The sequence below is a fragment of the Paenibacillus sp. NRS-1760 genome, assembly GCF_050467785.1.
GTDB lineage: Bacteria > Bacillota > Bacilli > Paenibacillales > Paenibacillaceae > Pristimantibacillus.
This window is the reverse complement of record NZ_JBITPK010000011.1, coordinates 143,479-165,564: the sequence shown is the minus strand read 5'-3', so window position 1 is coordinate 165,564 and position 22,086 is coordinate 143,479. Positions and strand designations below refer to the sequence as shown.

Below are 22,086 nucleotides of genomic sequence, written 5' to 3'. Positions count from 1 at the left end.
CTATGAACATTTTGTTCGCAACCTCAGAAGCTGTACCGCTTGCGAAGACTGGCGGTCTCGCCGACGTTGCAGGGGCGCTCCCCAAGGCGCTGAATAAGCGGGGCGTTGATACCAGAGTCGTATTGCCGAAGTATGCACAAATTCCTGCTGCACTTACCTTGCAGTTTGAGCTTATTACTCATTTTAACGTGTCGTTTGGCTGGCGCAATCAATATTGCGGTTTGCTTAGAGCGGAGTTTGACGGCATTACTTATTATTTAATCGATAACGAGTTTTATTTTAAAAGAGATGGGCTTTATGGTTACGGGGATGATGCGGAAAGGTTTGTATTCTTCTGCTTTGCTGTGATGGAAGCGGTACGGTATATGGAATTCCATCCGGATATCGTTCATTGTCACGATTGGCAAACGGGACTCATTCCGTTTCTCCTAAAGACAAGATATTATTATGATCCGGCCTGGGCGTATACCAAATCCGTATTTACGATTCACAACTTAAAATATCAAGGTTTATTTGGAATTGATCTCCTGAAAGATTTGCTTGGAGCCGGTGATGATATGTTTCTGGAGGACAGCTTGGAATTTCATGGAGCAGGCAGCTGTATGAAAGGCGGCCTCGTGTATGCCGACAAGTTGACGACTGTGAGCGGTACGTATGCTCAAGAAATTCAAACCGATTATTTCGGCGAGAGGCTGGATTCATTGCTCAGGTATCGTTCAGGCGATTTAATTGGGATTGTGAATGGCATTGATGATGAACTGTTTGATCCGATGAATGACGAAGCCATTGCCATTCCTTTCCGAAATGCCTTGAATCGCAAAAGAAAAAATAAAGTGGAGCTCCAGCGTGAGCTAGGGCTTACGCAGTCCGAAGATATACCGCTTATCGGAATCGTTTCAAGATTGGTGGAGCAAAAGGGCTTTGATTTAATCACGGCAACATTTGAAGAACTGCTCCAAGAAGACGTGCAATTTGTAATATTAGGTGCGGGCGATTGGCAATATGAGCAATTTTTCAATGATGCCGCTTCTCGTCATCCGGGTAAGGTTGCTGTATGGATCGGTTATGATGATAGACTAGCACGCCGAATTTATGCAGGCTCGGACATGTTCGCCATGCCTTCGCAATTCGAGCCCTGCGGCTTGAGTCAACTTCTTGCCCTGCGCTATCGTTCCGTCCCGATTGTCCGTGAGACAGGAGGACTAAAGGACACGGTACAAGCCTATAACGAATATACTGGCGAAGGTAACGGCTTCAGCTTTACGAATTACAATGCGCACGACTATATGAATACCGTACGCAGAGCGCTGGCGCTTTATCGTAATCAGGAAGTCTGGAAGCAAATCGTGAGTAATGGCAGCAACGAGGATTACAGCTGGAATCGATCTGCCAAAGCCTATATATCCGTTTACTCACAACTTTTAGCGCATCGAAAGGAGAACGAAGAATCATGGCCCGTCATCTTGTAATCGGCAACGGAAAGATGCTCCTTAATTTGGATCAACATTGTTTTATTCGGGATATTTATTATCCATTCGTAGGGCAGTTAAATCACGTAGGCGGACAATATTGCCGCTTAGGCGTATGGGTAGAAGGTGCCTTTAGCTGGCTGGATGAGCCGGGATGGAAGTTTGATCTAGATTATATTGAGGATTCTTTGGTTACGAATATTACGGCTAAGCACGATGGTTTAGGCATCGAGCTTTATATGAACGACGGGATTCATCAGCGGGAATGCATTTATATCAAACGGGTAGTCATTCGTAATAAAACGAATGATACAAAAGAAGTACGATTGTTTTTCCATCAGGACTTGATGATAGACGGGACAGAGGTTGGTGATACCGCTGTTTATTATCCTGAAAATCACACGCTGTATCACTACAAACGCAATAATTACTTTATGTTCAACGGTTTCTCAGATGAAGGCGGCATGACGCAGTATTCCACAGGAATCAAGAGGTTCCAGTCCGCTGAAGGAACATGGCGTGACGCGGAGGACGGCGTGCTTATGGGCAATTCGATTGCCCAGGGTTCCGTTGACAGCACGATCAGCTTCCGAACAGTCGTTGCTCCAAACAGCGAAAAAACCATTTATTATTGGATGTCAATCGGCCAAAATCTTGAGGAAGTCAAAGAGCTGAACCAGTATGTTCAGGAGAATCACCCGGAGAAGCTGCTTAGCCGGATGGTTATTTACTGGAAGCACTGGCTTCGCCGAGCAGAATCAGACCTTGGCGATCTGCCGCATGATGTGGTTAAGATGTTCAAACAAAGCTTGCTTCTCGTAAGAACACAGGTGGATGAGAGAGGCGCTATATTAGCTGCCAATGATACGGATATCCTGCAATACAATCGAGACCATTACAGCTATATGTGGCCGCGTGACGGTGCTCTTATTGCAGATGCGATGTCTATGGCAGGGTATCAGAGTGTAATAGCTCCTTTTTTCCATTTTTGCGCACAGGCTTTGTCGCCTGAAGGGTATTTGTATCACAAATACAATCCAGATGGAACAGTCGGCTCAAGCTGGCATCCGTATATCGTGCAGGGCAGCAGAAGATTGCCTATTCAAGAGGATGAAACCGCACTCGTGTTATTCGCATTGTGGAAGGACTACTCGCGGAATCAAGTGATTGAGCTGCCGCAGTCCTTATATAGCAACCTGATTCGCAAGGCTGCTACTTTTTTGACCTCATACATGGAGCCTTCCTTGTCACTGCCGAAACCGAGCTATGACTTGTGGGAGGAGCGCTACGGCATCTGGACGTACACCGCCGCATCTGTATATGGCGGATTAATGGCTGCATCGTTTTTCACAGATCTATTTGGCGATTACGAGCGCAGCGATCTTTACAAAAGCACAGCAGAAACAATTAAACACGGCATTGTAACTAATTTGTGGGATGAAGAAACCGGCCGATTCGCCAGAGGACTTATTCAGAAGGATAATCGCTGGGTGAAGGATATGACGCTCGAGAGCAGCTTGTTTGGCGTTCTGGAATTTGGCGTTCTTCCCGTTGATGATTATCGTGTCGTGCAGACGATGCATGCCATCAAGGAAGGGCTGCAGGTCAAAACCCATATCGGAGGAATCGCCCGTTACACGAACGATTATTATTTCCAGCAAACAGGTGAAATTGACAAGGTTCCTGGAAACCCTTGGATTATTTGTACGCTATGGGTAGCTAACTTTGAGATTGATTCCGCCAAAACGCTTCAAGAGCTGGAAAGCCCGCGAAGTACGCTGCAATGGGTATCTGATCATGCACTGCAAAGCGGATTGCTGCCGGAGCAGCTTAATCCTTACGACGGAACGCCTCTATCAGTAGCGCCGCTAACTTGGTCGCATGCAACCGTCGTACACAGCGTGAGTAAATATGCAGAGAAATATAAACGTCTTCGTTTGGAAGCGGAGGCTAACGGTTTGCTATAGTACTTTCTTATCACGAAGTTAATTTTAAAAAAAAAGAACCTGTGTGCGATTACCGCATACAGGTTCTTTTTTGTTGTACTTTTGTTCAAAAAGAATGACTGAATGAAATAACAAATATGACTCATAATAAATAACGTTATATTCAAAATGAATAATAAAATATTTTTCATTTTTATATATTGATTTGAGAAATTTTTTTTCATATAATTGAAAAGCTGCTCAGCATAATATGAATTCAACCTAGGAGGGCGTACCATGTTATTACTTATCGTTTTAGCTGCTATTGTAGTGCTTTTGCTTCTTATTACAGTAGCTAAGCTCAATCCGTTCGTCTCGCTAATCGTTACTGCGATTGGTGTTGGACTTGCAACAGGAATGCCATTGTTCACAACCGAAACAGGCGGGACAGGCATTATTGATTCTATCAAGACTGGCATGGGCAATACGCTTGGTTTCTTGGCTATCGTACTTGCACTCGGTACGATGCTTGGCAAAATGATGGCGGAGTCTGGTGGCGCCGAGAAAATTGCACAAACGTTAATTAAACGTTTTGGTGAAAAAAATGTTCATTGGGCGATGATGTTTGTTGCCTTCATCGTTGGTATTCCGGTATTTTTCCAAGTTGGCTTCGTGCTATTGATTCCACTGGTATTTACAATCGCAAGGCAGACAGGTGTGTCACTTGTCAAAATCGGGGTACCTCTAGTCGCTGGTCTTTCGGTCGTTCATGGCCTAGTGCCGCCGCATCCAGCAGCAATGGCAGCAGTAGGCATTTTTAACGCTGATGTTGGTTTAACGATCTTGTACGCGATCATCGTGGGACTTCCAACGGCTATCGTTGCGGGTCCATTGTATGGGCAATGGATCGGCAATCGAATTCATAAATCAGTACCGAAGGAAATTGGAGAACAACTTTCAGAAGCGGATTTAGACAAGAAGCTGCCTGGCTTCATCAATACGGTGTTTACCGTTCTTGTGCCGGTCATTCTTATGCTCACGGCGTCAATTGCTGAGCTGTTTCTTGCGAAAGAAAGCTCCTTGTACCAAGCACTGCGCTTCATCGGGGACCCGGTTACGGCATTGCTGATCGCTACGGTATATTCTTTTTTCAGCTTAGGTTTCTTTCGTGGTCTTAGCAGGGAAAAAGTACTTAAATTTTCAAATGACTGCTTGGCGCCTACAGCGACGATTTTGCTTGTTATTGGGGCAGGCGGGGCGTTCAACCGGGTTTTACTTGATTCTGGGATTGGTGAGTACATCGCGGAATTAGCGACATCATCCAACGTATCCCCGATTTTACTTGGATGGGGGATTGCGGCTCTCATTCGCGTCGCGACTGGATCAGCAACTGTTTCTATGATGACAGCAGCAGGTATTGTTGCACCAATCGCAGCGATCGTGCCTGGAGCAAATCTCGAGTTACTTGTTCTCGCAACAGGAGCAGGATCGCTCATCCTGTCTCATGTCAATGATTCTGGGTTTTGGATGATCAAGGAATACTTCGGAATGTCGGTAAAAGAAACGCTTCTCACATGGACAGCGCTCGAAACGATTATTTCCGTTGTGGCGCTTGGTCTAATTCTGGTCGTAGATATTTTCGTTTAGAATCAAAAAGAAAGGTGAACAAATGACTCTGCAGTCAATGGCCCACCTTTCTTCCTTGAAATGAAATGCTTTTAAATTCGCGTATCGGAGATGGCTTCTCGTACTTTCTCAAGCGATGTCTTTGCCTTTTCCTTGTTTAAAATGATGACATTGACATAAAGAGCATCGATTAAGCTAAGCTGGCCGATTCGCGACGCGAGCGCTTCGGAACGATACGCCGTTTCATCGGAGCTAGTATGTAGTGACACATCAGCCTGCTGGCTGATCGGAGATTTCGGAAAGCCCGTAATAGCGATTGTTTTTGCGCCATTTGCGTTTGCAGTGTGCAAAATACGAATCGTATCTTTGTTCGTGCCGGAGTGGGAGATGACGACTGCGACATCGTCTTTAGTCAACTGGGCTGCTGACATGAGTTGGAAATGTGCATCCGTATAAGCAAATGCTTGCTTTCCAGATCGAATGAATTTATGGAACGCATCCATTGCGATGACGCCGGAACCGCCAATACCGTAGAAGTGAACACGGTTTGCGGCAGCAATGATGGATACAGCTTCGGCAAAGTCATCGCCGTCTAAAATATGATACGTATTTTCCAATGTTTGAATATTGGACTTAAACACTTTTTCAGCTATTGTTTTCTCATCGTCATGCTCATTAATTTCTTCATAAATAGCTTGGGTTGGTGCCATAATTTCAGAGGCGAGTGCAATTTTCATTGCTTGGTACCCTTTATAGCCTATATGTTTGCAGAAGCGAAACACAGTTGCTTCCGCGACATTCAAATCGAAGGCAACCTCATTAATGGTACTATGAATGATTTTTCCAGGATTATCTAAAATATAGTTCGCGATTTTCTTTTCCTTATCCGTGAATCTTGCATAATATGAACGAATTTTTCCAAACATGTTTTGCACCATGATCGTTGCTTCTCCTCGCGTTGCAGCATATTTCATGAAAAGTATAACATAAATGAATAGTTGATCCTACATTCCAGATCTTTCAGCCTTAGCAAAGCAGTTATGTTTATTAAACCATTAGGAGATGAATAAAGATGCAAATTGGTATTATTGGATTGGGTAAAATGGGCTACAACTTGATGCTGAATGGAATGGAGCACAATCATAAGACGGTTGTCTATGATGTAAATATAGATGTGGTTCATAAAGCAGAAGAGGAAGGGGCGAAGGGGGAGAAATCGATTGAGGAATTGGTACAATCATTAGCTGCTCCACGTGTCATTTGGCTGATGGTTCCAGCAGGAGAGCTGACTGAGGCGGTCATCAAGGAGGTTAGTACCTTCCTTGCTGCTGGCGATATTTTGATCGATGGCGGTAACTCTAACTACAAGGATACGATTAAACGTGCGGCTCAGCTTGCAGAAAAGAACATTCACTTCCTTGATGTTGGAACAAGCGGTGGAACTTCCGGTGCAAGATCAGGCGCATGTACGATGATCGGTGGCAATAAGGCAGCATTTGAATCAGTCGAACAGCTATTTCGTGATATTTGCGTCGAGGACGGATATTTACATGCAGGGGAAAGCGGCAGCGGTCACTTTCTGAAGATGGTCCATAATGGTGTTGAATATGGAATGATGCAGGCAATTGCAGAAGGGTTTGAGTTGCTAGAAAAAAGCGCTTATGACTTTGATTTTGAGAAGGTTGCACGCGTTTGGAACAATGGATCTGTTATCAGATCTTGGCTGATGGAGCTAACGGAAAATGCATTTGCAAAAGATGCGCGATTGGACGGCTTAAAGGGCATCATGCACTCTTCGGGAGAAGGCAAATGGACACTCGAAACGGCACTGGATTTACAAACAGCAACACCAGTTATTGCGATGTCGCTTTTGATGAGATACCGATCCCTTGAGGAGAATACGTTCTCTGGGAAAGTCGTTGCCGCTCTACGCAATGAGTTTGGCGGACACAGTGTAATTAGCTCATAATGGAACTAGTTGAATAAATGCCTGAATAACGATATTGTAGCAATTACAGGGTAAACGATTATAAAGCCAGATCTTGATTTGGCAATTGTATGCGGAGGTACAAGGATGAGTACAAAATATGTTATCGGTGTTGATATAGGAACGACAAGCACGAAAGCAGTACTCTTTACAGCCAAAGGTGTCATAGTCGCAAGCCATGGTATTGAATATCCGCTGCATTCACCTTCGCCAGCTATTGCGGAGCAGGACCCGGATGAAATTTTTAATGCTGTGTTAGGCACTATTGGTCAAGCTGTTGCGAAAAGCAACGTGCAGCAAGAAGATATTTTATGTGTTTCATTCAGTTCGGCCATGCATAGCGTGATCGCTGTGGATCAACAAGGGATGCCAATATCAAGATGCATAACTTGGGCAGACAATCGGAGTATCGAATGGACGAATAAAATTAAAAATGAATGGAATGGCCATGAAATCTATTTGCGGACTGGCACTCCCATTCATCCGATGTCTCCGTTATCCAAGCTTACCTGGCTGCGTCATGATCATAAGGAGTTATTCGATCGTACATACAAATTTATTTCGATAAAAGAGTACGTGTTCTTCAAGCTGTTCGGACGTTATGTCATTGATTATTCGATTGCATCAGCAACAGGCCTGTTCCATTTGAACAATTTGCAATGGGATGAGGAAGCGCTTCGTGTTGCTGGCGTTACGGCAGACCGGCTTTCGGAGCTTGTGCCGACGACTTATAAGCTGGAGGGGTTGGAAGAGCATTATGCGAAGCTGATGAATTTGCAGCCAAACACACCGTTTATAGTAGGCGCAAGTGATGGCGTACTCTCCAATTTGGGTGTCAATGCGATTAAGCCTGGCGTAGTTGCCGTTACAATCGGTACGAGCGGTGCTATACGAGCGGTAACGGACAAGCCTGTAACTGATCCGAAGGGCCGTATTTTTTGCTATGCTTTAACTGAGAAGCACTGGGTTATCGGAGGACCAGTGAATAACGGGGGAATGATTTTTCGCTGGGTTCGCGATCAGATCGGTACGGAAGAAGTAATTACGGCTAAAGAAAGAGGTATCGATCCCTATGAGCTGCTAACGGAGCTCGCCGCGAAGGCGAAACCGGGTTCTGAGGGTCTTATTTTCCATCCTTATTTGTCTGGTGAACGTGCTCCGCTCTGGGATGCGAATGCGCGTGGTTCATATTTTGGGCTGGGACTGCATCATAAGAAAGAGCATTTAGTTCGCGCAGCGTTAGAAGGAGTCATTTATAATTTATATAGCGTACTCATGGCACTTGAAGAATTGACAGGCAAACCTACTCAAATTCAAGCAACAGGAGGGTTTGCGAGGTCAGAGCTTTGGCGCCAGATGATGGCTGACATATTTGATCAAGAATTGCATGTGCCTGAGAGTATTGAAAGCTCTTGTCTTGGCGCGGTTATTCTGGGGTTATACAGCTTGGGCGAGGTGGATTCGCTGGACGTTGTTGCGGATATGGTAGGAGGTTCGCATTTTCATTTGCCCAATAAACAAAACGCTGAAATTTATGCCGAGCTCATGCGGATCTACATCCGAGTTTCTCGTTTATTAACCGAGGAATACGCAAATATTGCAGCTTTTCAACAAAAATATGTTTAATTCATATCGCAAAAACAGCCGAGCAGCATGCCGGCTGTTTTTATTTGAAAGTCGTATTTGTATTTTGTATTACGTGCCATATTTCTTCAAAATCGACGACAGCGTAAGCAGCGGCCATATATAGTTGTTGCTCGGATAATGAACATAAACGCTGCCTGGAAGAGCTGCTCCTGTTGGATAGGTGTAGGTCCAATCTCGCCGCTCAAGCGATTGGAGCAATGCTTCTACGCCTCTTTCCATTGCGGCATTAGGTTTAGCATAAACGGCGATTAATGCGTCGAGCGCCCATGCGGTTTGAGAGGGGGTGCTAGCATGGAGCGGGACATAATGCTTTACTTTGTCGCTCAAGCAGGACTCGCCCCAGCCGCCGTCGTCATTTTGAATAGATAACAGCCACTTGATTCCCTTCTGAATGGCGGGATGGTCGTCTGGCACCCCAACTGCTGTCATTCCTTTTATTGCAGCACCTGTCCCATGCGTATAGGCAATACCCCAGCGACCGTACCAGCTGCCATCCCTCATTTGCTGGGAGAGCACCCATTGCACACTATCATCCAGCCAGCGATGGCCGATTGTCATGTCCAGCTCATCCCCTAGAAAACCAAGAACACGGCCGGTTAAGTCGACAGTAGAAGGATCGGTAGAAATGTCAGAGGAGCCTTCAAAAGTAAAGAAGCTGGCTGGCAGCTGGTTGCCTTCGCGTTCGAACGCAGGCCAGCCGCCATCTTCGTTCCGCATCGCCAGCACCCAGTTTAAACCTCGTTGCCAGTTGGCGTGTAAGCCATTTGCTTCGGTCGTGTAAGGCCGAATAGCCCGCAGAACAGCAGCGCTGTCATCAACGTCTGGATACAGCGTATTTACGTTGGAGAATCCCCAGCCTCCTGCAGGTGTGTTCGGCAAACGTCTAGTCCAATCTCCTAAACGAACCTGCTGTCTTGCTAACAAATAAACCCCAGCTTTCTCGAGGGCAGGCATGCTTGGAGAGGCTCCTGCTTCACGCAGCGCGTAAGTCAGCATGGAGGTGTCCCAAACTTCAGCAGATGCGACTTGAAGATGAGGCCTGTCAACGCACATGACTGAAAGAATACCTGCCAATAATCGATTTACGGCGGTTGAATCCGTGGAGTAGCCCAGCGAAAGCAAAGATAAAATCATCAATATTGTTGCAGTAGAGAAGGTTAGAAGTGTTCCGTTTGGCTCAAGTCTATCGAACATAAAGGCTTCAGCCTTCTCATACGACGTTGAGGAGCTGGGTGGAAGCAGACTGGATAAAGGCAAGCTGGATATAAATTCATTCAACGCAGATATCCAGGTCGTATCATTTGAAAATTTGCGCGAGTCGTTAACAAATAGCTGATAAAGCTCGGGCATTGTGCTCGTTTTGCGTACAAATTGTTTGTTCGCCATAATGATAGTCGGTACAAGGTGGACACGCGCGTGACCAGAGAGGGAGAATAGATCAAGGCCGATTCCGAGATCGGAGAAAAAAGCTTCAAGCGGAATGCGCAGCATACGCGGCCATTCCGCTTGACCTGTTGCGGAAAACATAACCTGCGTGAGCAAGGATCTAACCTCGGATAAACCGCCGCGCTTCAGAATAAATTGCTTAGCCCTTACCATACGCGGATCAGCTTCATAGTAGTAACCTGCATAAAGCAGTGCAAAATAAGCCTCAGACGTTGCGTCCAAATTGCCCTCGGATTCGTCAGGATAAACCTTCCAAGCACCGTTTTCCTCTTGTTTTGAGGCGATTCGAGCTGCAAGCATGTGAATCAAACGCTCATCTGCTCTGCCTAGCAGGCGCAGTAAAATGATTAAATAACTATCCGTCATCGTCCCAGAATCGAAGCACATCCGCCATGCGCCGTCCTGCGACTGCTGGTGAATAAGCTCTTCCGTCATTGCATCTATCCTTGCGCGGATTCGTTTCATATCCATGTGGCGCAATCATCCTTTGCAACTGTCGTTGCTTAATATATATGCGCTAATCAGCATGCACAGTCGAGGATCGCCTAATAGGAATAGACGGCTTGTTCAAACTGTTTATTCATTAAGGGTTAGAAGCCGTTGCAGCAGCATGGATACAGCCATTGTAGCTGCTCCTTCTTTATGTCGGATAATAGAAAAATCACGTTCGAAACGCTGTTTGCTCAACCGAAGCTGGATCAATTCTCCCGATTCTAATTCCTTCTTTACGACCCAGCGTGACAGCATAGCTATTCCTAAACCGGATACAACAGATTGTTTGACACTTTGGCTGCTATTAAAAATGTAAGAGCGTTTTTGGGTTAATTGCGCATCACGTATGAACTGGTCGCTAAAAGCGCGAGTGCCAGAGCCGACTTCTCTCAGTACCCATACTTGGTTTTGCAGCATTTCGGCATCAATGAAGCGCTCCGCTGCGAGCGGATGTGTAGAAGGAGCGATCAAAATCATTTCATCTTTCATGTAAGGCGTAACGACTAAATCTGTCGCGCTTGCATCGCCTTCAATGAGACCAATATCCAGTTCATTGGATCTCACTGCTTGAACTATTTCCTCCGTATTCCCGATTGTTGTTTGGATAGTAACGAGCGGATATTGAACAGCAAATTCAGCAAGCCTGCTTGGGAGAACATATTCACCAATCGTAAAGCTGGCTCCAATCTGCAAGCTGCCCGTCACTTTATCCTGTAAAAGCTGTATGTCCTGCTTCGCTTCCTCATATAAAGATAAAATTTGCTTCGCCCGTTGGTACATAATGTCACCAGCTTCGGTAAGCCGAACCTGCTTAGGAGAGCGATGCAGCAGCTTCGCTCCAAGTTCATTTTCTAAATTTCGAATATGCAGGCTTACCCCCGGCTGAGAAATATTCAATAGATCTGCAGCTCTTGAAAAATGACTTTGCTCGGTTACGGTAACGAATACTCGAAGTGCCTCAATGATCATCATTATCCCTCATTATTGATTACGATTTTCTTGAATATAACGTAACTATAAGGAAAAAACGAATGAATGGCAATTTAATCATTAGGATTCCTGATGATAAAGATAGGGAATAGGTATTTCACTTTGTCTGCTCCGAGCCTTATAGTGAATGCAACAGGAACACTTGCTAAACACAAGATGCAGAGGTGAAATCGATGATTATAAAAAATGTTTTAATTCGTCATTCGAATAATGGTTTTGGTTTTATACAAGGATTAGCGTATACGATGGGTATTGCAATAGCAGCGAAAGGAATCGCGATGCTTCCTTTTTTTAACGTTATGGGTCAGCTGGTTGTCGCTATTTTATTAGGGATAGCCTGTCGTGCATGGATAGGCTTGCCAGTGCAAGCGATGAGCGGCATAACGTTTTCAAGCAAAAAGCTGCTGCGATTCGGAATTATTTTGCTGGGGCTTCGCCTGAATCTACTTGATATTTTACATGCAGGGCCAAAGGTATTTGTGCTTGCCGTTATTAACATTGTATTTACGATATTTGTTGTTTATGGAATAAGCAAATGGATGAAAATAGATAAAAATTTAGGCCTTCTCACAGCCTGCGGTACAGCTATTTGCGGTGCAGCAGCTGTTGTAGCGATAGCTCCACAATTGAAGGCAAGTCCAAATGAAACAGCAGTGAGTGCGACAACGGTTGCTATTTTAGGAACGCTCTTTACTCTAGCCTATACCGTATTGTACCCCGTGCTTGATTTAAGCAACGCAGGTTATGGCATCTTCTCGGGTGCAACATTGCATGAAATTGCGCATGTTATTGCTGCCGCGGCACCTGGAGGACAAGAAGCGATTGATTTGGCTGTTATTGTAAAGATGACTCGCGTAGCGCTGCTTGTCCCAGTTGCGATTATTATTGGAATTTGGAATGGCCGCAAAGCCAATAAAGCACAAAAAATGAGCTTAAAGCAATTGCCGATTCCATGGTTTATCGTTGGATTTCTTGCCATGAGCGGAGTTAATACGTTAGGCATAATTCCTGCCGCAGCTACTGCGAATCTGATTGTCGCCGCTTATTTTCTTATTGCAATGGCAATGGCAGGACTTGGTCTCGGCGTCGATTTTGTCGTATTTAAGAAGCTTGGAAAAAAACCATTTATTGCGGGATTCATTGGTTCTGTGCTGCTAGCCGGGCTCGGATTGCTGCTTGTGCATATTTTTCAATTGGCATAAAAAAAGACAAGAAAAAGTCCGCAGGGATACAGTGCCATAGCGGACTTTATTTGCTCAACCTTGAGAGAGAGCGGAATTTTGACGGGGGTACTGCCGAATATGCTTGATTCGTGATTCTCCGTTCAGAGTCACTCCGTTGCCGATCTGAATGCTCGCTGCTGAGCCGGATGCAATGACTTGTATGTATCCGACTGTAATATTCGGCGCACAATTGGTTCGAAACAGCTCAATACCACCAGCATTATCAAATTCCGGATCACTGATAACGGGCAGCGGGCGTGAAAAAATCTCATAGGATTCAAAAAAAACTTCACCTGAAATCAGATGATCTTCTTTCCGCTGCACTGCTAGTGCTCGAAGCTTGGCGCTCGTCACAGCGCGATCACCAAGCTGTACAATACCTGCCTGACCAACGGATATTATACGCAAGAACCCAACAGTTGCGGTTCGAACATGAAAGGTATTGATAGATTGATCATTGATTCGATTCATGATCCCACCTAGCTTCCCCCGAAAGTGCCGCTAGATTCTTCTTCCGGAAGCGGAAACGGAGCAATCGGTCCAACGATGACAGATTCAGGCGGTGTATCGAACATCGAATATAAGTTTACGTTATCGGTGTCTCCAACTTGCAGCATCGATGCACTGGATACGCCGAGCACTTCAATTTGACCAACACTAAGCAGATGATTAACGACTTTAAAATACAGCATTATGACATTCCTCCGGTAGATGGGGAGTTGTTTTGCAGCTCTCGCATATATGCGAGCAATGCAGCGTCGGCATCCCTTTTTGTTTTGGACAGAACGGTAGCTGTGACTGCATTGTTATCAATCGCGGCTGGTTGAGTATCGCTGCCTCGATCTGTTTTTTGCATATAGTACTGAATGCGAGCAGGCACTTGTTTGCGGACATCATTTATAATAATTTGCCGATGATAAGGATCTAGTGGAATTTGAAGCTCGTTTTCGTAGGAAAGCAGCTTTTGCTGAGCTTCCATATCCAAATAGCGAGTCATCCCAGCATAAATATCATTGTATAGCCCATTTTGCGGCGGTGTAGGTGAGGCTGCAGTTGGGAAAGCGGGCGTATTTGATACGGTCATCTGTTCAATGCTTCCAGGGATAGAATCATCTCCGATGCCTGGCGCGGTCATCCCGATATTCAGTGTGCCGTCCAGCTTCTCAACTTTCAATTGATCAAAATGATATTGTATGCCGTCTATATGGTAAGTAGGGCGCGCTTCGAGCTGCTTTACTTGTTCACATAAAGCGTTGACCTTTGCTTCAAGTGCATCCAGCCGCTCACAATGCTCGTTAAGCTTATTTTGTACATCAAGTGACCATATTTGCCACGGGGAAAGTGGATTGTTTTGCTGCATGATACTTGCACCTCCTACTCGTAATGAGTTCTAATTTCCGCTTAAGTAGGGTTAGGCAGTGGGACGAAGGAAAGCGGATTATCTGAGGATAACTCTGGAGCAGGCTCAGTGAACCCGCCCGAATTATAGAGTTGTGACAATGAACGTATGGATCCGGCACTGCCGACCTGCAGGACGGAGCTGTTCGATATGCTGTCGACACGTAGCTGATGAATTGTAATTTGCTGATGAATGGTCAGGCTCATATTGCACTCACATCATTATTCGAGCTATCTTGCACATCCGGATCAAGGGTGTTTGTTGCGCTGACAGCGTTATTTGAGTTCGTTAAGCTTCCTGTTAGGAATGATCCTGATCCCGCATACGTCTTGGAAGTGCTATTTGGCGACACTTCCAGGGCGTCTCCAAATTGAATAATGGAGCCGGAGCCAACGCTAACAATTTTGACAAAACCTACGACAGCTGGCATGAGCATCCTCCCTTTGTATAGATGATTTTTGATAAATGGATTGTTTATGGTATAGCTTATGCGGCATTCGCCCAGAGGTTACTATCCAGAAAGTATCCTGAAACGCTCAAGGCGCATATGCTGGTAGAAGTGCTGGAAGGCGGGTGTTTGCTGTGGCATCTAAATGGGATGATATGGAACGGTGGATGGAGAAGCAGCAGATGCCGAAAGGCTTTGAGCTGCTGCGCGAACCGGCTTGGGTAGAGCAATATGTGCGTAAAATGATGACCAAAGCACTGCCCGAAGCGGCTGGTGTTATGATTGGAGGAGGCTCAGCCGCCTTTTCTGAAACACGTCATTTTTTGAATGTGAAGATTACATTGCCGGAAGGCTTTGATAAAGAGCAGCTGCGGTTGTTCGTAAGGGAAGATCGACTGCGCCTGGATGGACTGCCGAGCGGTAAGCCGGAGACGATCAAGCTGCCTAAGTTTGTGAAGCCAAAGGTGTGCAAAACATTAGTGAAAGACAATTTTATGCACGTGAAGCTTCAGAAGAGGCCAACCAATCGTACCTATCATGAAGCGATTATTCGCTGGTAGTTAACGTATGGAGGAACAGGAAGGGCACAAATCTAGATGAGATGTGCTCTTTTTGTCACGAAATCGACAGGTATTACAGCTGGCTAAAGGCTTCGCTATCCCTTATAATGTCTAATGAACATGTACATATTAGTAAAAAGGGAGTGTGTTCAGTGTCCTTAGTCGATGTAAGCAGTGTTTCTGCTTCGTTATTCATACTTGGAATCGTTTTTTTAATGCTTATTTTCGGTTTGCTGAGCTTTGGTATCCTGCGGATGTTTCAGCAAAAATTTCGTACAGGCTGGTTTAGTTTTGCAGGAGCGGTCGTGAGTTTTGTAGTCTTCATGTACATATTAAATAAGTGGTATCTATAATTTTTTATAGCTGATCACGACCGGAGGTAAGGGCTTGACCTGGACAATTATATGGTTTTTTATTAACATGCTGTTCGTCGTTTCCATTATCAGTTATATGTTTATGCATCGCTCGTACTCGGAATCGAAACGGCTCTCCAATGATTCCGCGTTAATTAATAAGCTCAATACTAGGCGGAAGCTCGTCGGCATTATTAGTATCTTGTTATTTGTAGCGATGTCAGCTAGCTTTATGATCAACATGAGATTAAATGGTTAAATGGAGGCTCTCATTGACGAGAGCTTTTTTTAAATATAAGACTTTATAAGTTTTATTGCTTATAATGGACTTATATAATTCTCCGCGAAACGAATGCTAAGCCTCCATAGGCGGCTTTAGCCGTTTTAAGTTTGTTCGTCATTATGGAGATATACAATTTTTAGTCCGGAGGTTCGACATATGCATACGATGGAAGACATTATACGACGCATGTCTAGTCAAGGATTGAGAATAACGGATCAAAGGAAAACGCTCGCAAAGCTTTTTTCTGAGACACAGGGTTATTTGGCTCCGAAGGAAGTCTATGAATATATGGGGAAATCGTATACGGGATTAAGCTTTGATACCGTATATCGCAATTTGCGAGTGATGGAAGAACTCGGTGTGCTGGAGCAGGTTATTTTTGAGGATGGCGGTAAGTTCAAGCTGCATTGCAGAGAGAATGAACATCATCATCATATGATTTGCCTGCAGTGCGGGATGACTTATCCCATTACCTTCTGCCCAATGGAGCAAACGAATGTTCCTGATGATTTCCGAGTTGTGAAACACAAATTCGAGGTGTTCGGATATTGCAAAGACTGCATACAAGACGAGTCAGCAGTTAGCGAGGCCTAATGTCAGAGAAACGGGTAATGAAAAGAGTGACTCAAGCTCCGATCCTCTTTTATCGCAAAGTGATTTCACCTTTGACCCCGCCATCTTGCCGTTTCTATCCGACCTGTTCGATGTATGCGCTCGAAGCGATCGAGAAGCATGGAGCGGCTAAGGGCTCGTGGCTTGCTATGAAGCGAATTGCCAGGTGCCATCCCTTTAATGCTGGTGGTTATGATCCCGTTCCGCCTGCAAAAGACAGCAACATAGATGCTCCTTGACAGAGAGGGCTCTATTTGGGTATATTTTGATTTATAAGTGGTAAAATAAGTTTTGGTTTTATTTATATGTCCGAGGAATGGATAAGTACAATAGCAGAACCTTTTCAGAGAGCCGGGAAACATGGTGCAAGCCGGTAAGGGACTCCATTGGAAAATGGTCCGGGAGGATTCGCTTTCGAGCTTCAGCGGCAGCGCTGGGTAAGGGAGCGACGCGAAGCTGGCGTTAACGGCGCAAGCCGCCATGCAGGCGGCACACGAAGCTTTCTTGAAGTGGCGGTTTAACCGCTCATTTCCGGATTGAAATTTGGGTGGTACCGCGTGAGTTCAAACTCTCGTCCCATGATGGACGGGAGTTTTTTGCGTTTTTTTAGACTAATGCAATAGGAGGAGTAAAAATGACGAAAAAAAATACGTTTTATATTACAACGCCGATTTATTATCCGAGCGATAAGCTTCACATTGGACATGCCTACACGACGGTGGCTGGTGACGCAATGGCACGTTATAAACGTCTGCGCGGCTATGATGTATGGTATTTGACGGGTACAGATGAGCATGGACAGAAAATTGAACGCAAAGCAAAGGAAAAGGACCAAACCCCGCAGCAATTTGTTGATGATATCGTTGTAGGCATTAAAGATCTGTGGGCGAAGCTGGAAATCTCCAATGATGATTTCATTCGTACGACGGAGGATCGTCATAAGGTTGTTGTTGAGAAAATTTTTGCTCAGCTGCTTAAACAGGACGATATTTATAAAGGCACGTATGAAGGCTGGTACTGTACGCCTTGTGAGTCGTTTTTCCTCGAGCGTCAGTTGGTTGACGGCAAATGCCCAGACTGCGGACGTGCGGTTGAGCTTGTAAAAGAAGAAAGCTACTTCTTCCGCATGAGCAATTATGCTGATCGTTTGCTCAAATATTATGAAGACAATCCAGATTTCATTCAACCGGAATCACGCAAGAATGAGATGATCAACAACTTCATTAAGCCGGGCCTTGAGGATTTGGCTGTATCGCGTACAACGTTTGATTGGGGTATTAAAGTGCCTGGAGACGCTAAACATGTCATTTACGTGTGGATTGATGCGCTTTCCAACTATATCACGGCATTAGGCTACGGAAATGAAGGCGATGATCAGAAATATCGTGATTTCTGGCCGGCTGACGTACATTTGGTCGGAAAGGAAATTGTTCGATTCCACACGATTTATTGGCCAATCATGTTGATGGCGCTCGATTTGCCGCTGCCTAAGAAGGTGTTTGCACATGGCTGGCTTCTGATGAAGGATGGCAAAATGTCAAAATCCAAAGGCAATGTTGTCGATCCAGTAATGCTAATCGATCGTTACGGACTTGATGCGCTTCGTTATTATTTGCTCCGAGAAGTGCCGTTTGGCGCAGACGGAACATTTACGCCAGAAAATTTCGTTGAACGAATCAACTTCGATTTGGCGAACGATCTTGGTAATCTGCTTAACCGAACGATAGCGATGATCGATAAATACTTTGACGGTGTGATCCCGCCATTTGCAGGCAGTGTAACCGAATTTGATGAATCGTTGCAGAAGCTTGCGAGTGAAACGATCGTTCAGGTAGAGTCAGCGCTTGAAAATATGGAGTTTTCCGTGGCGTTGTCATCCCTTTGGCAGCTTGTAAGCCGCACGAACAAATATATCGATGAGACACAGCCGTGGACGCTTGCTAAAGATGAGTCCAAAAATGGACAGCTAGCATCGGTCATGCATCATTTGGCGGAATCGCTGCGAATCGTATCGATTCTGCTGCAGCCGTTCTTGACGCATTCTCCAAGGGAAATGTGGAAGCAGCTTGGACTTGAGCAAGGTGAACTAACTTCATGGGAGAGCACGAAGCAATTCGGTTCGCTGCCGGGCGGAACGAAAGTAAACAAGGGTACACCATTGTTCCCACGCCTCGATACGTCAGAGGAGTCTGCTTTTATCGCAGCAGCAATGAGCGGCGGTACACAGTCAGAGCAGTCAGCTGAGCAGCCGAATGCGGCGAAGGCAGCGGATGAAGCACCACAGGCTGCGCCTGAGAGCAAGGATGAAATTGCAATTGATGACTTTGCAAAGGTAGAGCTTCGCGTTGCTCAGGTTATTTCTGCAGAGCCAGTTCTCAAAGCAGATAAACTGCTGAAGCTTCAATTGGATCTTGGGTATGAGCAGCGCCAGGTTGTTTCCGGCATTGCTAAGTTTTACACACCGGAGCAAATGGTTGGACGCAAAGTTATTTGCGTTACAAACTTGAAGCCGGTTAAGCTGCGCGGCGAAATGTCGCAAGGAATGATTCTTGCAGCATCACATGGCGATCAGCTTACACTTGCAACGGTTCCTGACAATATGCCAAACGGCGCTGTTGTGAAGTAAGTTCATTTGTTCATATACGGAGGCACCCCTGAGGTTGTTTAACTTCTGGGGTGCCTTTATGTTTTGCTGCTCTTCAAAAATTAGCATCAATCATAATTCATATCATTTTGGTCAATAAAGATAATCTATATGATTAAATTGCAGCTGTGAGTCATGATCGGTAGGAAACTTCTACTAGCTTTTGCTAAGAAATTAGGTTGACAGTCTATTTCAGGTCATCGTATAATACAAAACGTAATCATAACGATTACGAACAAGAGAGAAAGATGAATGGAGAGAAATCAAAATGAATAGACTGAAATCATTGACAAGACCTATGGCGCTTAGTTTTCTTTTATCAGCAATGCTGCTTTTTGCAGCGGCTTGCGGCAATAATACGAATAATTCAGGCTCATCAAACCAACCAGCGAACGGCAGCACGGGAACTGGTCAAGCAGAGGGGAAACAAGTTAGTGTCGTTACCAGCTTCTATCCATTATATTTTCTAGCATCGGAAATTGGCGGAGATCATGTCAAAGCGGTTAATCTAGTAGCATCAGGAGTAGAGCCGCATGATTGGACACCAAAGAGCCGCGATCTTGATACAGCGTCGAAGGCGCAGCTGTTTCTGTACCATGGAGCGGGACTAGAAGGCTGGGTTGACGGATTTCTGAAAGGCCTGTCCAAAGACAGTAAAGTCGTGACCAAAGAAATCAGCAAAGGCATTCCATTAATTGAGGGTAATGAAGATGAGCATGATCATGAACATGAAGAAGAACATGCTGATGAAGAAGCGCATGAACATGGCGGCTTGGACCCGCACACTTGGGTTAGTCCAAAATCAGCCCTTACATTAGCCGAGAATGTGAAAAATAGCTTAATTGAAGCCGATAGCGCAAACCAAGCAGATTATGAGAAAAACTACGAGGTACTAAAAGGAAAGCTCGAAGCAATCGATGCGGATTACACGGCAAAGCTTGCACAAACATCGAACAAAAACATCGTTACCTCGCATCAAGCGTTTGGTTACTTAGCTCGTGATTACGGATTGAAGCAAATTTCAATCATGGGACTTAGCCCTGACGCTGAGCCGCGTGCACAGGATTTGCTCAAAATTGCGAAGTTTGTTAAAGCAAACGATGTAAAATATATCTTTTTCGAAGAATTAGTTTCAGATCAACTTGCCAAAACGCTTGCAGGCGAAGCGGACGTTGAGACAATGGTGCTTAATCCGCTCGAAGGCCTAACGCCGGATCAAGAAAAAGCGGGAGACACGTACTTAACCCTAATGGAACGAAACTTGCAAAATCTTGTGCAAGCATTACAATAGAGCAAAAGGCAAACCTGCGGAGCTGATTTATGCTCCGCATTGCTGTGAGGAGATAAATTATGGCGCAATCAAATCGAATGACAAATGCGGATGCAAGCTGTCACCAAGAGGTTATTTCATTGGAGGACGTCTCCTTCTCTTATCAACAGCAGACAGTTATATCAAAGCTAAGCTTCGCGGTGAAAGAACGGGACTTTATCGGATTAATCGGCACGAATGGCGCTGGAAAAACGACGCTGCTGCGAATGATCGTTGGATTGATAAAGCCAACGAGCGGAACGATCCGTTTGTTTGGTGAGAAAGTAGACAAATTTAAGCAGTGGGAGCGCATCGGATATGTCCCGCAGAAAAACACATTAAATCCGTTGTTCCCAGCTACTGTTCGGGAGGTCGTCTTGTCAGGCCTTTATGGGCGAAGCAAGCTGTTTAAGAAACTAAGCAAAATGGATTATCAAAAATGTGATGATGCTTTGCAAGCAATGGGGATTGAGGATATAAAGGATAAACGTATCGGGCAGTTGTCGGGCGGACAGCAGCAGCGTGTATTTCTTGCCAGAGCGCTCATTAACAACCCATCGCTGCTTATTCTAGATGAGCCGACTGTGGGGATAGATACGGAGACACAGGAAAGCTTCTTTCACATGATCAAGCATATGCATCAACATCATAACATTACATTTCTAATGGTTTCTCATGACCTTGACATGATTCGCTCGTATTTAGGACAAGAGCCAGCCAGTGGAAACGGGAAGCTCAAGTTTCATATTAAACATTCGCACGAAACGCAGGATTGTGTAGAAAATGATCTTGCACACAGCCTGAAAGGGCTAAGGGAACAAATGGAGAGCAGGAAAGAGGTTGTTTTGGTTGGAGATCGTAACTAGTGAATTTTTTCAAAGGGCTCTTATTGGCGGACTTCTAATCGGGGTAACGGCTCCGCTAATCGGCTTATTTCTTGTGCTGCGAAGGCTTTCAATGATTGGAGATACTTTATCGCATGTATCTATTGCTGGAGTAGCGCTAGGTTTCTTGATTGGCGTGTATCCAATTGCTATGGGATTTGTGTTTGCGATTATTGCCTCATTTGCTATTGAGAAGCTTCGGAAAGCATATAAATCATATGCAGAGCTGTCCATTGCCATTATCATGTCAGGCGGAGTCGCGCTCGCATCATTATTATTCACGATGGGCAAAGGATTCAACAGCAATGTGAATAGTTACTTATTTGGAAGCATTTATACTTTGAGCACCACTGATCTTTACGTAATAGGCGTCGTTACACTGATTGTTCTTGTTGCGATCAGGCTTCAAGTAAAGGAGCTATTCCTTCTTACGTTTGATGAGGACGCGGCAGCAGTGAGCGGCTTGCCCGTCAAATTTTATAATGTTATGATTAGCGTGCTTACTGCTCTAGTTATTAGTGTTTCTATCAAAATTGTAGGTGCGCTGCTTGTATCGGCCTTGCTGACTATACCAGCCGCATGCAGCTTGATTATTGCCCGCAGTTTCCGTCAAAGCGTTATAACGGTCGTCATTATTGGCGAGATTGCCGTTGTATTAGGCTTACTAATCGCGGGTGTATGGAATTTGGCACCAGGCGGTACCATTGTATTATTGCTAATTGCTGTGCTGCTGTTGCTGCTCGTTTTCCGCCGTGGCATGCGACCAGGCAGTTAATGAGGATTGGAGTG

General features: G+C 45.1%; 23 protein-coding genes. 15 read left to right on the top strand and 8 right to left on the bottom strand.

Annotated elements, in window-relative coordinates; all coding sequences use genetic code 11:
• Positions 1 to 2 precede the first annotated feature (2 nt).
• The 3 genes from glgA (at position 3) to ACIFSR_RS14600 (ending at position 5,041) form a co-directional block, all read left to right on the top strand.
• A complete protein-coding gene (gene glgA, locus ACIFSR_RS14610) occupies positions 3 to 1,469 on the top strand; it encodes a glycogen synthase GlgA (RefSeq protein WP_430057963.1) in 1,467 nt (488 codons plus the stop codon).
• Entirely contained in the window at positions 1,451 to 3,436 is a 1,986-nt protein-coding gene (locus ACIFSR_RS14605; RefSeq protein ID WP_339203406.1) for a glycoside hydrolase family 15 protein, read from the top strand. Before glgA ends, ACIFSR_RS14605 begins: the two co-directional genes overlap by 19 nt.
• Positions 3,437 to 3,691: 255 nt before the next feature.
• The gene (locus ACIFSR_RS14600; protein WP_430057961.1) at positions 3,692 to 5,041 is read left to right on the top strand and encodes a GntP family permease; all 1,350 of its coding nucleotides are present in this window, start codon (positions 3,692 to 3,694) and stop codon (positions 5,039 to 5,041) included.
• A 71-nt stretch (positions 5,042 to 5,112) separates the two neighbouring features.
• On the opposite strand, the gene ACIFSR_RS14595 is transcribed toward ACIFSR_RS14600, so the two are convergent.
• Positions 5,113 to 5,958, bottom strand: coding sequence for a MurR/RpiR family transcriptional regulator (locus ACIFSR_RS14595; protein WP_430057959.1), 846 nt, complete (start codon positions 5,956 to 5,958; stop codon positions 5,113 to 5,115).
• A gap of 134 nt (positions 5,959 to 6,092) precedes the next feature.
• Here ACIFSR_RS14595 and gnd point away from each other — a divergent pair, with 134 nt between their 5' ends.
• Together gnd and gntK are read left to right on the top strand one after the other, a co-directional pair.
• Positions 6,093 to 6,989, top strand: coding sequence for a phosphogluconate dehydrogenase (NAD(+)-dependent, decarboxylating) (gene gnd / locus ACIFSR_RS14590; protein ID WP_430057958.1), 897 nt, complete (start codon positions 6,093 to 6,095; stop codon positions 6,987 to 6,989).
• 105 nt (positions 6,990 to 7,094) lie between these two features.
• On the top strand, positions 7,095 to 8,633 hold the full coding sequence (gene gntK / locus ACIFSR_RS14585; RefSeq protein WP_430057956.1) for a gluconokinase: 1,539 nt from the start codon (positions 7,095 to 7,097) through the stop codon (positions 8,631 to 8,633).
• 69 nt (positions 8,634 to 8,702) lie between these two features.
• Here the strand turns inward: gntK and ACIFSR_RS14580 are convergent, their stop codons facing one another.
• On the bottom strand, positions 8,703 to 10,571 hold the full coding sequence (locus tag ACIFSR_RS14580) for a squalene cyclase (protein WP_430057954.1): 1,869 nt from the start codon (positions 10,569 to 10,571) through the stop codon (positions 8,703 to 8,705).
• 105 nt (positions 10,572 to 10,676) lie between these two features.
• Positions 10,677 to 11,561, bottom strand: a complete 885-nt coding sequence (locus ACIFSR_RS14575; protein ID WP_430058066.1) for a LysR substrate-binding domain-containing protein — start codon at positions 11,559 to 11,561, stop codon at positions 10,677 to 10,679.
• A 200-nt stretch (positions 11,562 to 11,761) separates the two neighbouring features.
• Here ACIFSR_RS14575 and ACIFSR_RS14570 point away from each other — a divergent pair, with 200 nt between their 5' ends.
• A complete protein-coding gene (locus tag ACIFSR_RS14570) occupies positions 11,762 to 12,784 on the top strand; it encodes a YeiH family protein (RefSeq protein WP_430058065.1) in 1,023 nt (340 codons plus the stop codon).
• A 54-nt stretch (positions 12,785 to 12,838) separates the two neighbouring features.
• Here ACIFSR_RS14570 and ACIFSR_RS14565 read toward each other — a convergent pair whose 3' ends face one another.
• The 5 genes from ACIFSR_RS14565 to ACIFSR_RS14545 are packed head-to-tail and all read right to left on the bottom strand — an operon-like array spanning position 12,839 to position 14,634.
• Entirely contained in the window at positions 12,839 to 13,276 is a 438-nt protein-coding gene (locus ACIFSR_RS14565; RefSeq protein ID WP_430057952.1) for a spore germination protein GerPE, read from the bottom strand.
• Positions 13,277 to 13,284: 8 nt separating this feature from the next.
• Positions 13,285 to 13,497 carry a spore gernimation protein GerPD gene (locus ACIFSR_RS14560; protein ID WP_144376705.1) on the bottom strand — a complete coding sequence of 71 codons (213 nt, stop codon included), beginning with the start codon at positions 13,495 to 13,497 and terminating at the stop codon, positions 13,285 to 13,287.
• A complete protein-coding gene (gerPC, locus tag ACIFSR_RS14555; RefSeq protein ID WP_430057950.1) occupies positions 13,497 to 14,165 on the bottom strand; it encodes a spore germination protein GerPC in 669 nt (222 codons plus the stop codon). Before gerPC ends, ACIFSR_RS14560 begins: the two co-directional genes overlap by 1 nt.
• Before the next feature lie 41 nt (positions 14,166 to 14,206).
• Complete coding sequence (locus tag ACIFSR_RS14550) at positions 14,207 to 14,410, bottom strand: spore germination protein GerPB (RefSeq protein WP_339203389.1); 204 nt, start codon at positions 14,408 to 14,410, stop codon at positions 14,207 to 14,209.
• A complete protein-coding gene (locus ACIFSR_RS14545) occupies positions 14,407 to 14,634 on the bottom strand; it encodes a spore germination protein (RefSeq protein ID WP_054024261.1) in 228 nt (75 codons plus the stop codon). The genes ACIFSR_RS14550 and ACIFSR_RS14545 overlap by 4 nt, the downstream gene beginning before the upstream one ends.
• Before the next feature lie 152 nt (positions 14,635 to 14,786).
• Here ACIFSR_RS14545 and ACIFSR_RS14540 point away from each other — a divergent pair, with 152 nt between their 5' ends.
• The 9 genes from ACIFSR_RS14540 (at position 14,787) to ACIFSR_RS14500 (ending at position 22,072) form a co-directional block, all read left to right on the top strand.
• Positions 14,787 to 15,212, top strand: coding sequence for an Hsp20/alpha crystallin family protein (locus ACIFSR_RS14540; RefSeq protein ID WP_076266928.1), 426 nt, complete (start codon positions 14,787 to 14,789; stop codon positions 15,210 to 15,212).
• A gap of 387 nt (positions 15,213 to 15,599) precedes the next feature.
• On the top strand, positions 15,600 to 15,824 hold the full coding sequence (locus ACIFSR_RS14535) for a hypothetical protein (RefSeq protein ID WP_076266930.1): 225 nt from the start codon (positions 15,600 to 15,602) through the stop codon (positions 15,822 to 15,824).
• A 180-nt stretch (positions 15,825 to 16,004) separates the two neighbouring features.
• A complete protein-coding gene (locus ACIFSR_RS14530) occupies positions 16,005 to 16,442 on the top strand; it encodes a Fur family transcriptional regulator (RefSeq protein WP_076266931.1) in 438 nt (145 codons plus the stop codon).
• 17 nt (positions 16,443 to 16,459) lie between these two features.
• Positions 16,460 to 16,699 (top strand): membrane protein insertion efficiency factor YidD, encoded by a 240-nt coding sequence (gene yidD / locus ACIFSR_RS14525; RefSeq protein ID WP_339203387.1) that lies wholly within the window; start codon positions 16,460 to 16,462, stop codon positions 16,697 to 16,699.
• A 147-nt stretch (positions 16,700 to 16,846) separates the two neighbouring features.
• A complete protein-coding gene (locus tag ACIFSR_RS14520) occupies positions 16,847 to 16,981 on the top strand; it encodes a hypothetical protein (protein WP_430057948.1) in 135 nt (44 codons plus the stop codon).
• Positions 16,982 to 17,094: 113 nt separating this feature from the next.
• Entirely contained in the window at positions 17,095 to 19,086 is a 1,992-nt protein-coding gene (gene metG, locus ACIFSR_RS14515; RefSeq protein ID WP_339203385.1) for a methionine--tRNA ligase, read from the top strand.
• A 286-nt stretch (positions 19,087 to 19,372) separates the two neighbouring features.
• Positions 19,373 to 20,395 (top strand): metal ABC transporter solute-binding protein, Zn/Mn family, encoded by a 1,023-nt coding sequence (locus ACIFSR_RS14510; protein WP_430057946.1) that lies wholly within the window; start codon positions 19,373 to 19,375, stop codon positions 20,393 to 20,395.
• Positions 20,396 to 20,472: 77 nt separating this feature from the next.
• On the top strand, positions 20,473 to 21,279 hold the full coding sequence (locus ACIFSR_RS14505) for a metal ABC transporter ATP-binding protein (protein WP_076267071.1): 807 nt from the start codon (positions 20,473 to 20,475) through the stop codon (positions 21,277 to 21,279).
• Complete coding sequence (locus ACIFSR_RS14500; RefSeq protein ID WP_339203381.1) at positions 21,263 to 22,072, top strand: metal ABC transporter permease; 810 nt, start codon at positions 21,263 to 21,265, stop codon at positions 22,070 to 22,072. The genes ACIFSR_RS14505 and ACIFSR_RS14500 overlap by 17 nt, the downstream gene beginning before the upstream one ends.
• The last annotated feature ends 14 nt before the right edge of the window (positions 22,073 to 22,086 follow it).

What these genes read in the sequence shown, in the direction of transcription:
- ACIFSR_RS14565 (WP_430057952.1), bottom strand. Translation starts at nt 13,276, where the DNA reads ATGAATCGAATCAATGATCAATCTATCAATACCTTTCATGTTCGAACC.
- gntK (WP_430057956.1), top strand. Translation starts at nt 7,095, where the DNA reads ATGAGTACAAAATATGTTATCGGTGTTGATATAGGAACGACAAGCACG.
- yidD (WP_339203387.1), top strand. Translation starts at nt 16,460, where the DNA reads ATGAAAAGAGTGACTCAAGCTCCGATCCTCTTTTATCGCAAAGTGATT.
- ACIFSR_RS14580 (WP_430057954.1), bottom strand. Translation starts at nt 10,571, where the DNA reads ATGGATATGAAACGAATCCGCGCAAGGATAGATGCAATGACGGAAGAG.
- ACIFSR_RS14605 (WP_339203406.1), top strand. Translation starts at nt 1,451, where the DNA reads ATGGCCCGTCATCTTGTAATCGGCAACGGAAAGATGCTCCTTAATTTG.
- ACIFSR_RS14505 (WP_076267071.1), top strand. Translation starts at nt 20,473, where the DNA reads ATGACAAATGCGGATGCAAGCTGTCACCAAGAGGTTATTTCATTGGAG.
- gerPC (WP_430057950.1), bottom strand. Translation starts at nt 14,165, where the DNA reads ATGCAGCAAAACAATCCACTTTCCCCGTGGCAAATATGGTCACTTGAT.
- ACIFSR_RS14595 (WP_430057959.1), bottom strand. Translation starts at nt 5,958, where the DNA reads ATGGTGCAAAACATGTTTGGAAAAATTCGTTCATATTATGCAAGATTC.
- ACIFSR_RS14530 (WP_076266931.1), top strand. Translation starts at nt 16,005, where the DNA reads ATGCATACGATGGAAGACATTATACGACGCATGTCTAGTCAAGGATTG.
- ACIFSR_RS14600 (WP_430057961.1), top strand. Translation starts at nt 3,692, where the DNA reads ATGTTATTACTTATCGTTTTAGCTGCTATTGTAGTGCTTTTGCTTCTT.
- metG (WP_339203385.1), top strand. Translation starts at nt 17,095, where the DNA reads ATGACGAAAAAAAATACGTTTTATATTACAACGCCGATTTATTATCCG.
- ACIFSR_RS14560 (WP_144376705.1), bottom strand. Translation starts at nt 13,497, where the DNA reads ATGCTGTATTTTAAAGTCGTTAATCATCTGCTTAGTGTTGGTCAAATT.
- glgA (WP_430057963.1), top strand. Translation starts at nt 3, where the DNA reads ATGAACATTTTGTTCGCAACCTCAGAAGCTGTACCGCTTGCGAAGACT.
- ACIFSR_RS14545 (WP_054024261.1), bottom strand. Translation starts at nt 14,634, where the DNA reads ATGCCAGCTGTCGTAGGTTTTGTCAAAATTGTTAGCGTTGGCTCCGGC.
- ACIFSR_RS14550 (WP_339203389.1), bottom strand. Translation starts at nt 14,410, where the DNA reads ATGAGCCTGACCATTCATCAGCAAATTACAATTCATCAGCTACGTGTC.
- gnd (WP_430057958.1), top strand. Translation starts at nt 6,093, where the DNA reads ATGCAAATTGGTATTATTGGATTGGGTAAAATGGGCTACAACTTGATG.
- ACIFSR_RS14510 (WP_430057946.1), top strand. Translation starts at nt 19,373, where the DNA reads ATGAATAGACTGAAATCATTGACAAGACCTATGGCGCTTAGTTTTCTT.
- ACIFSR_RS14575 (WP_430058066.1), bottom strand. Translation starts at nt 11,561, where the DNA reads ATGATCATTGAGGCACTTCGAGTATTCGTTACCGTAACCGAGCAAAGT.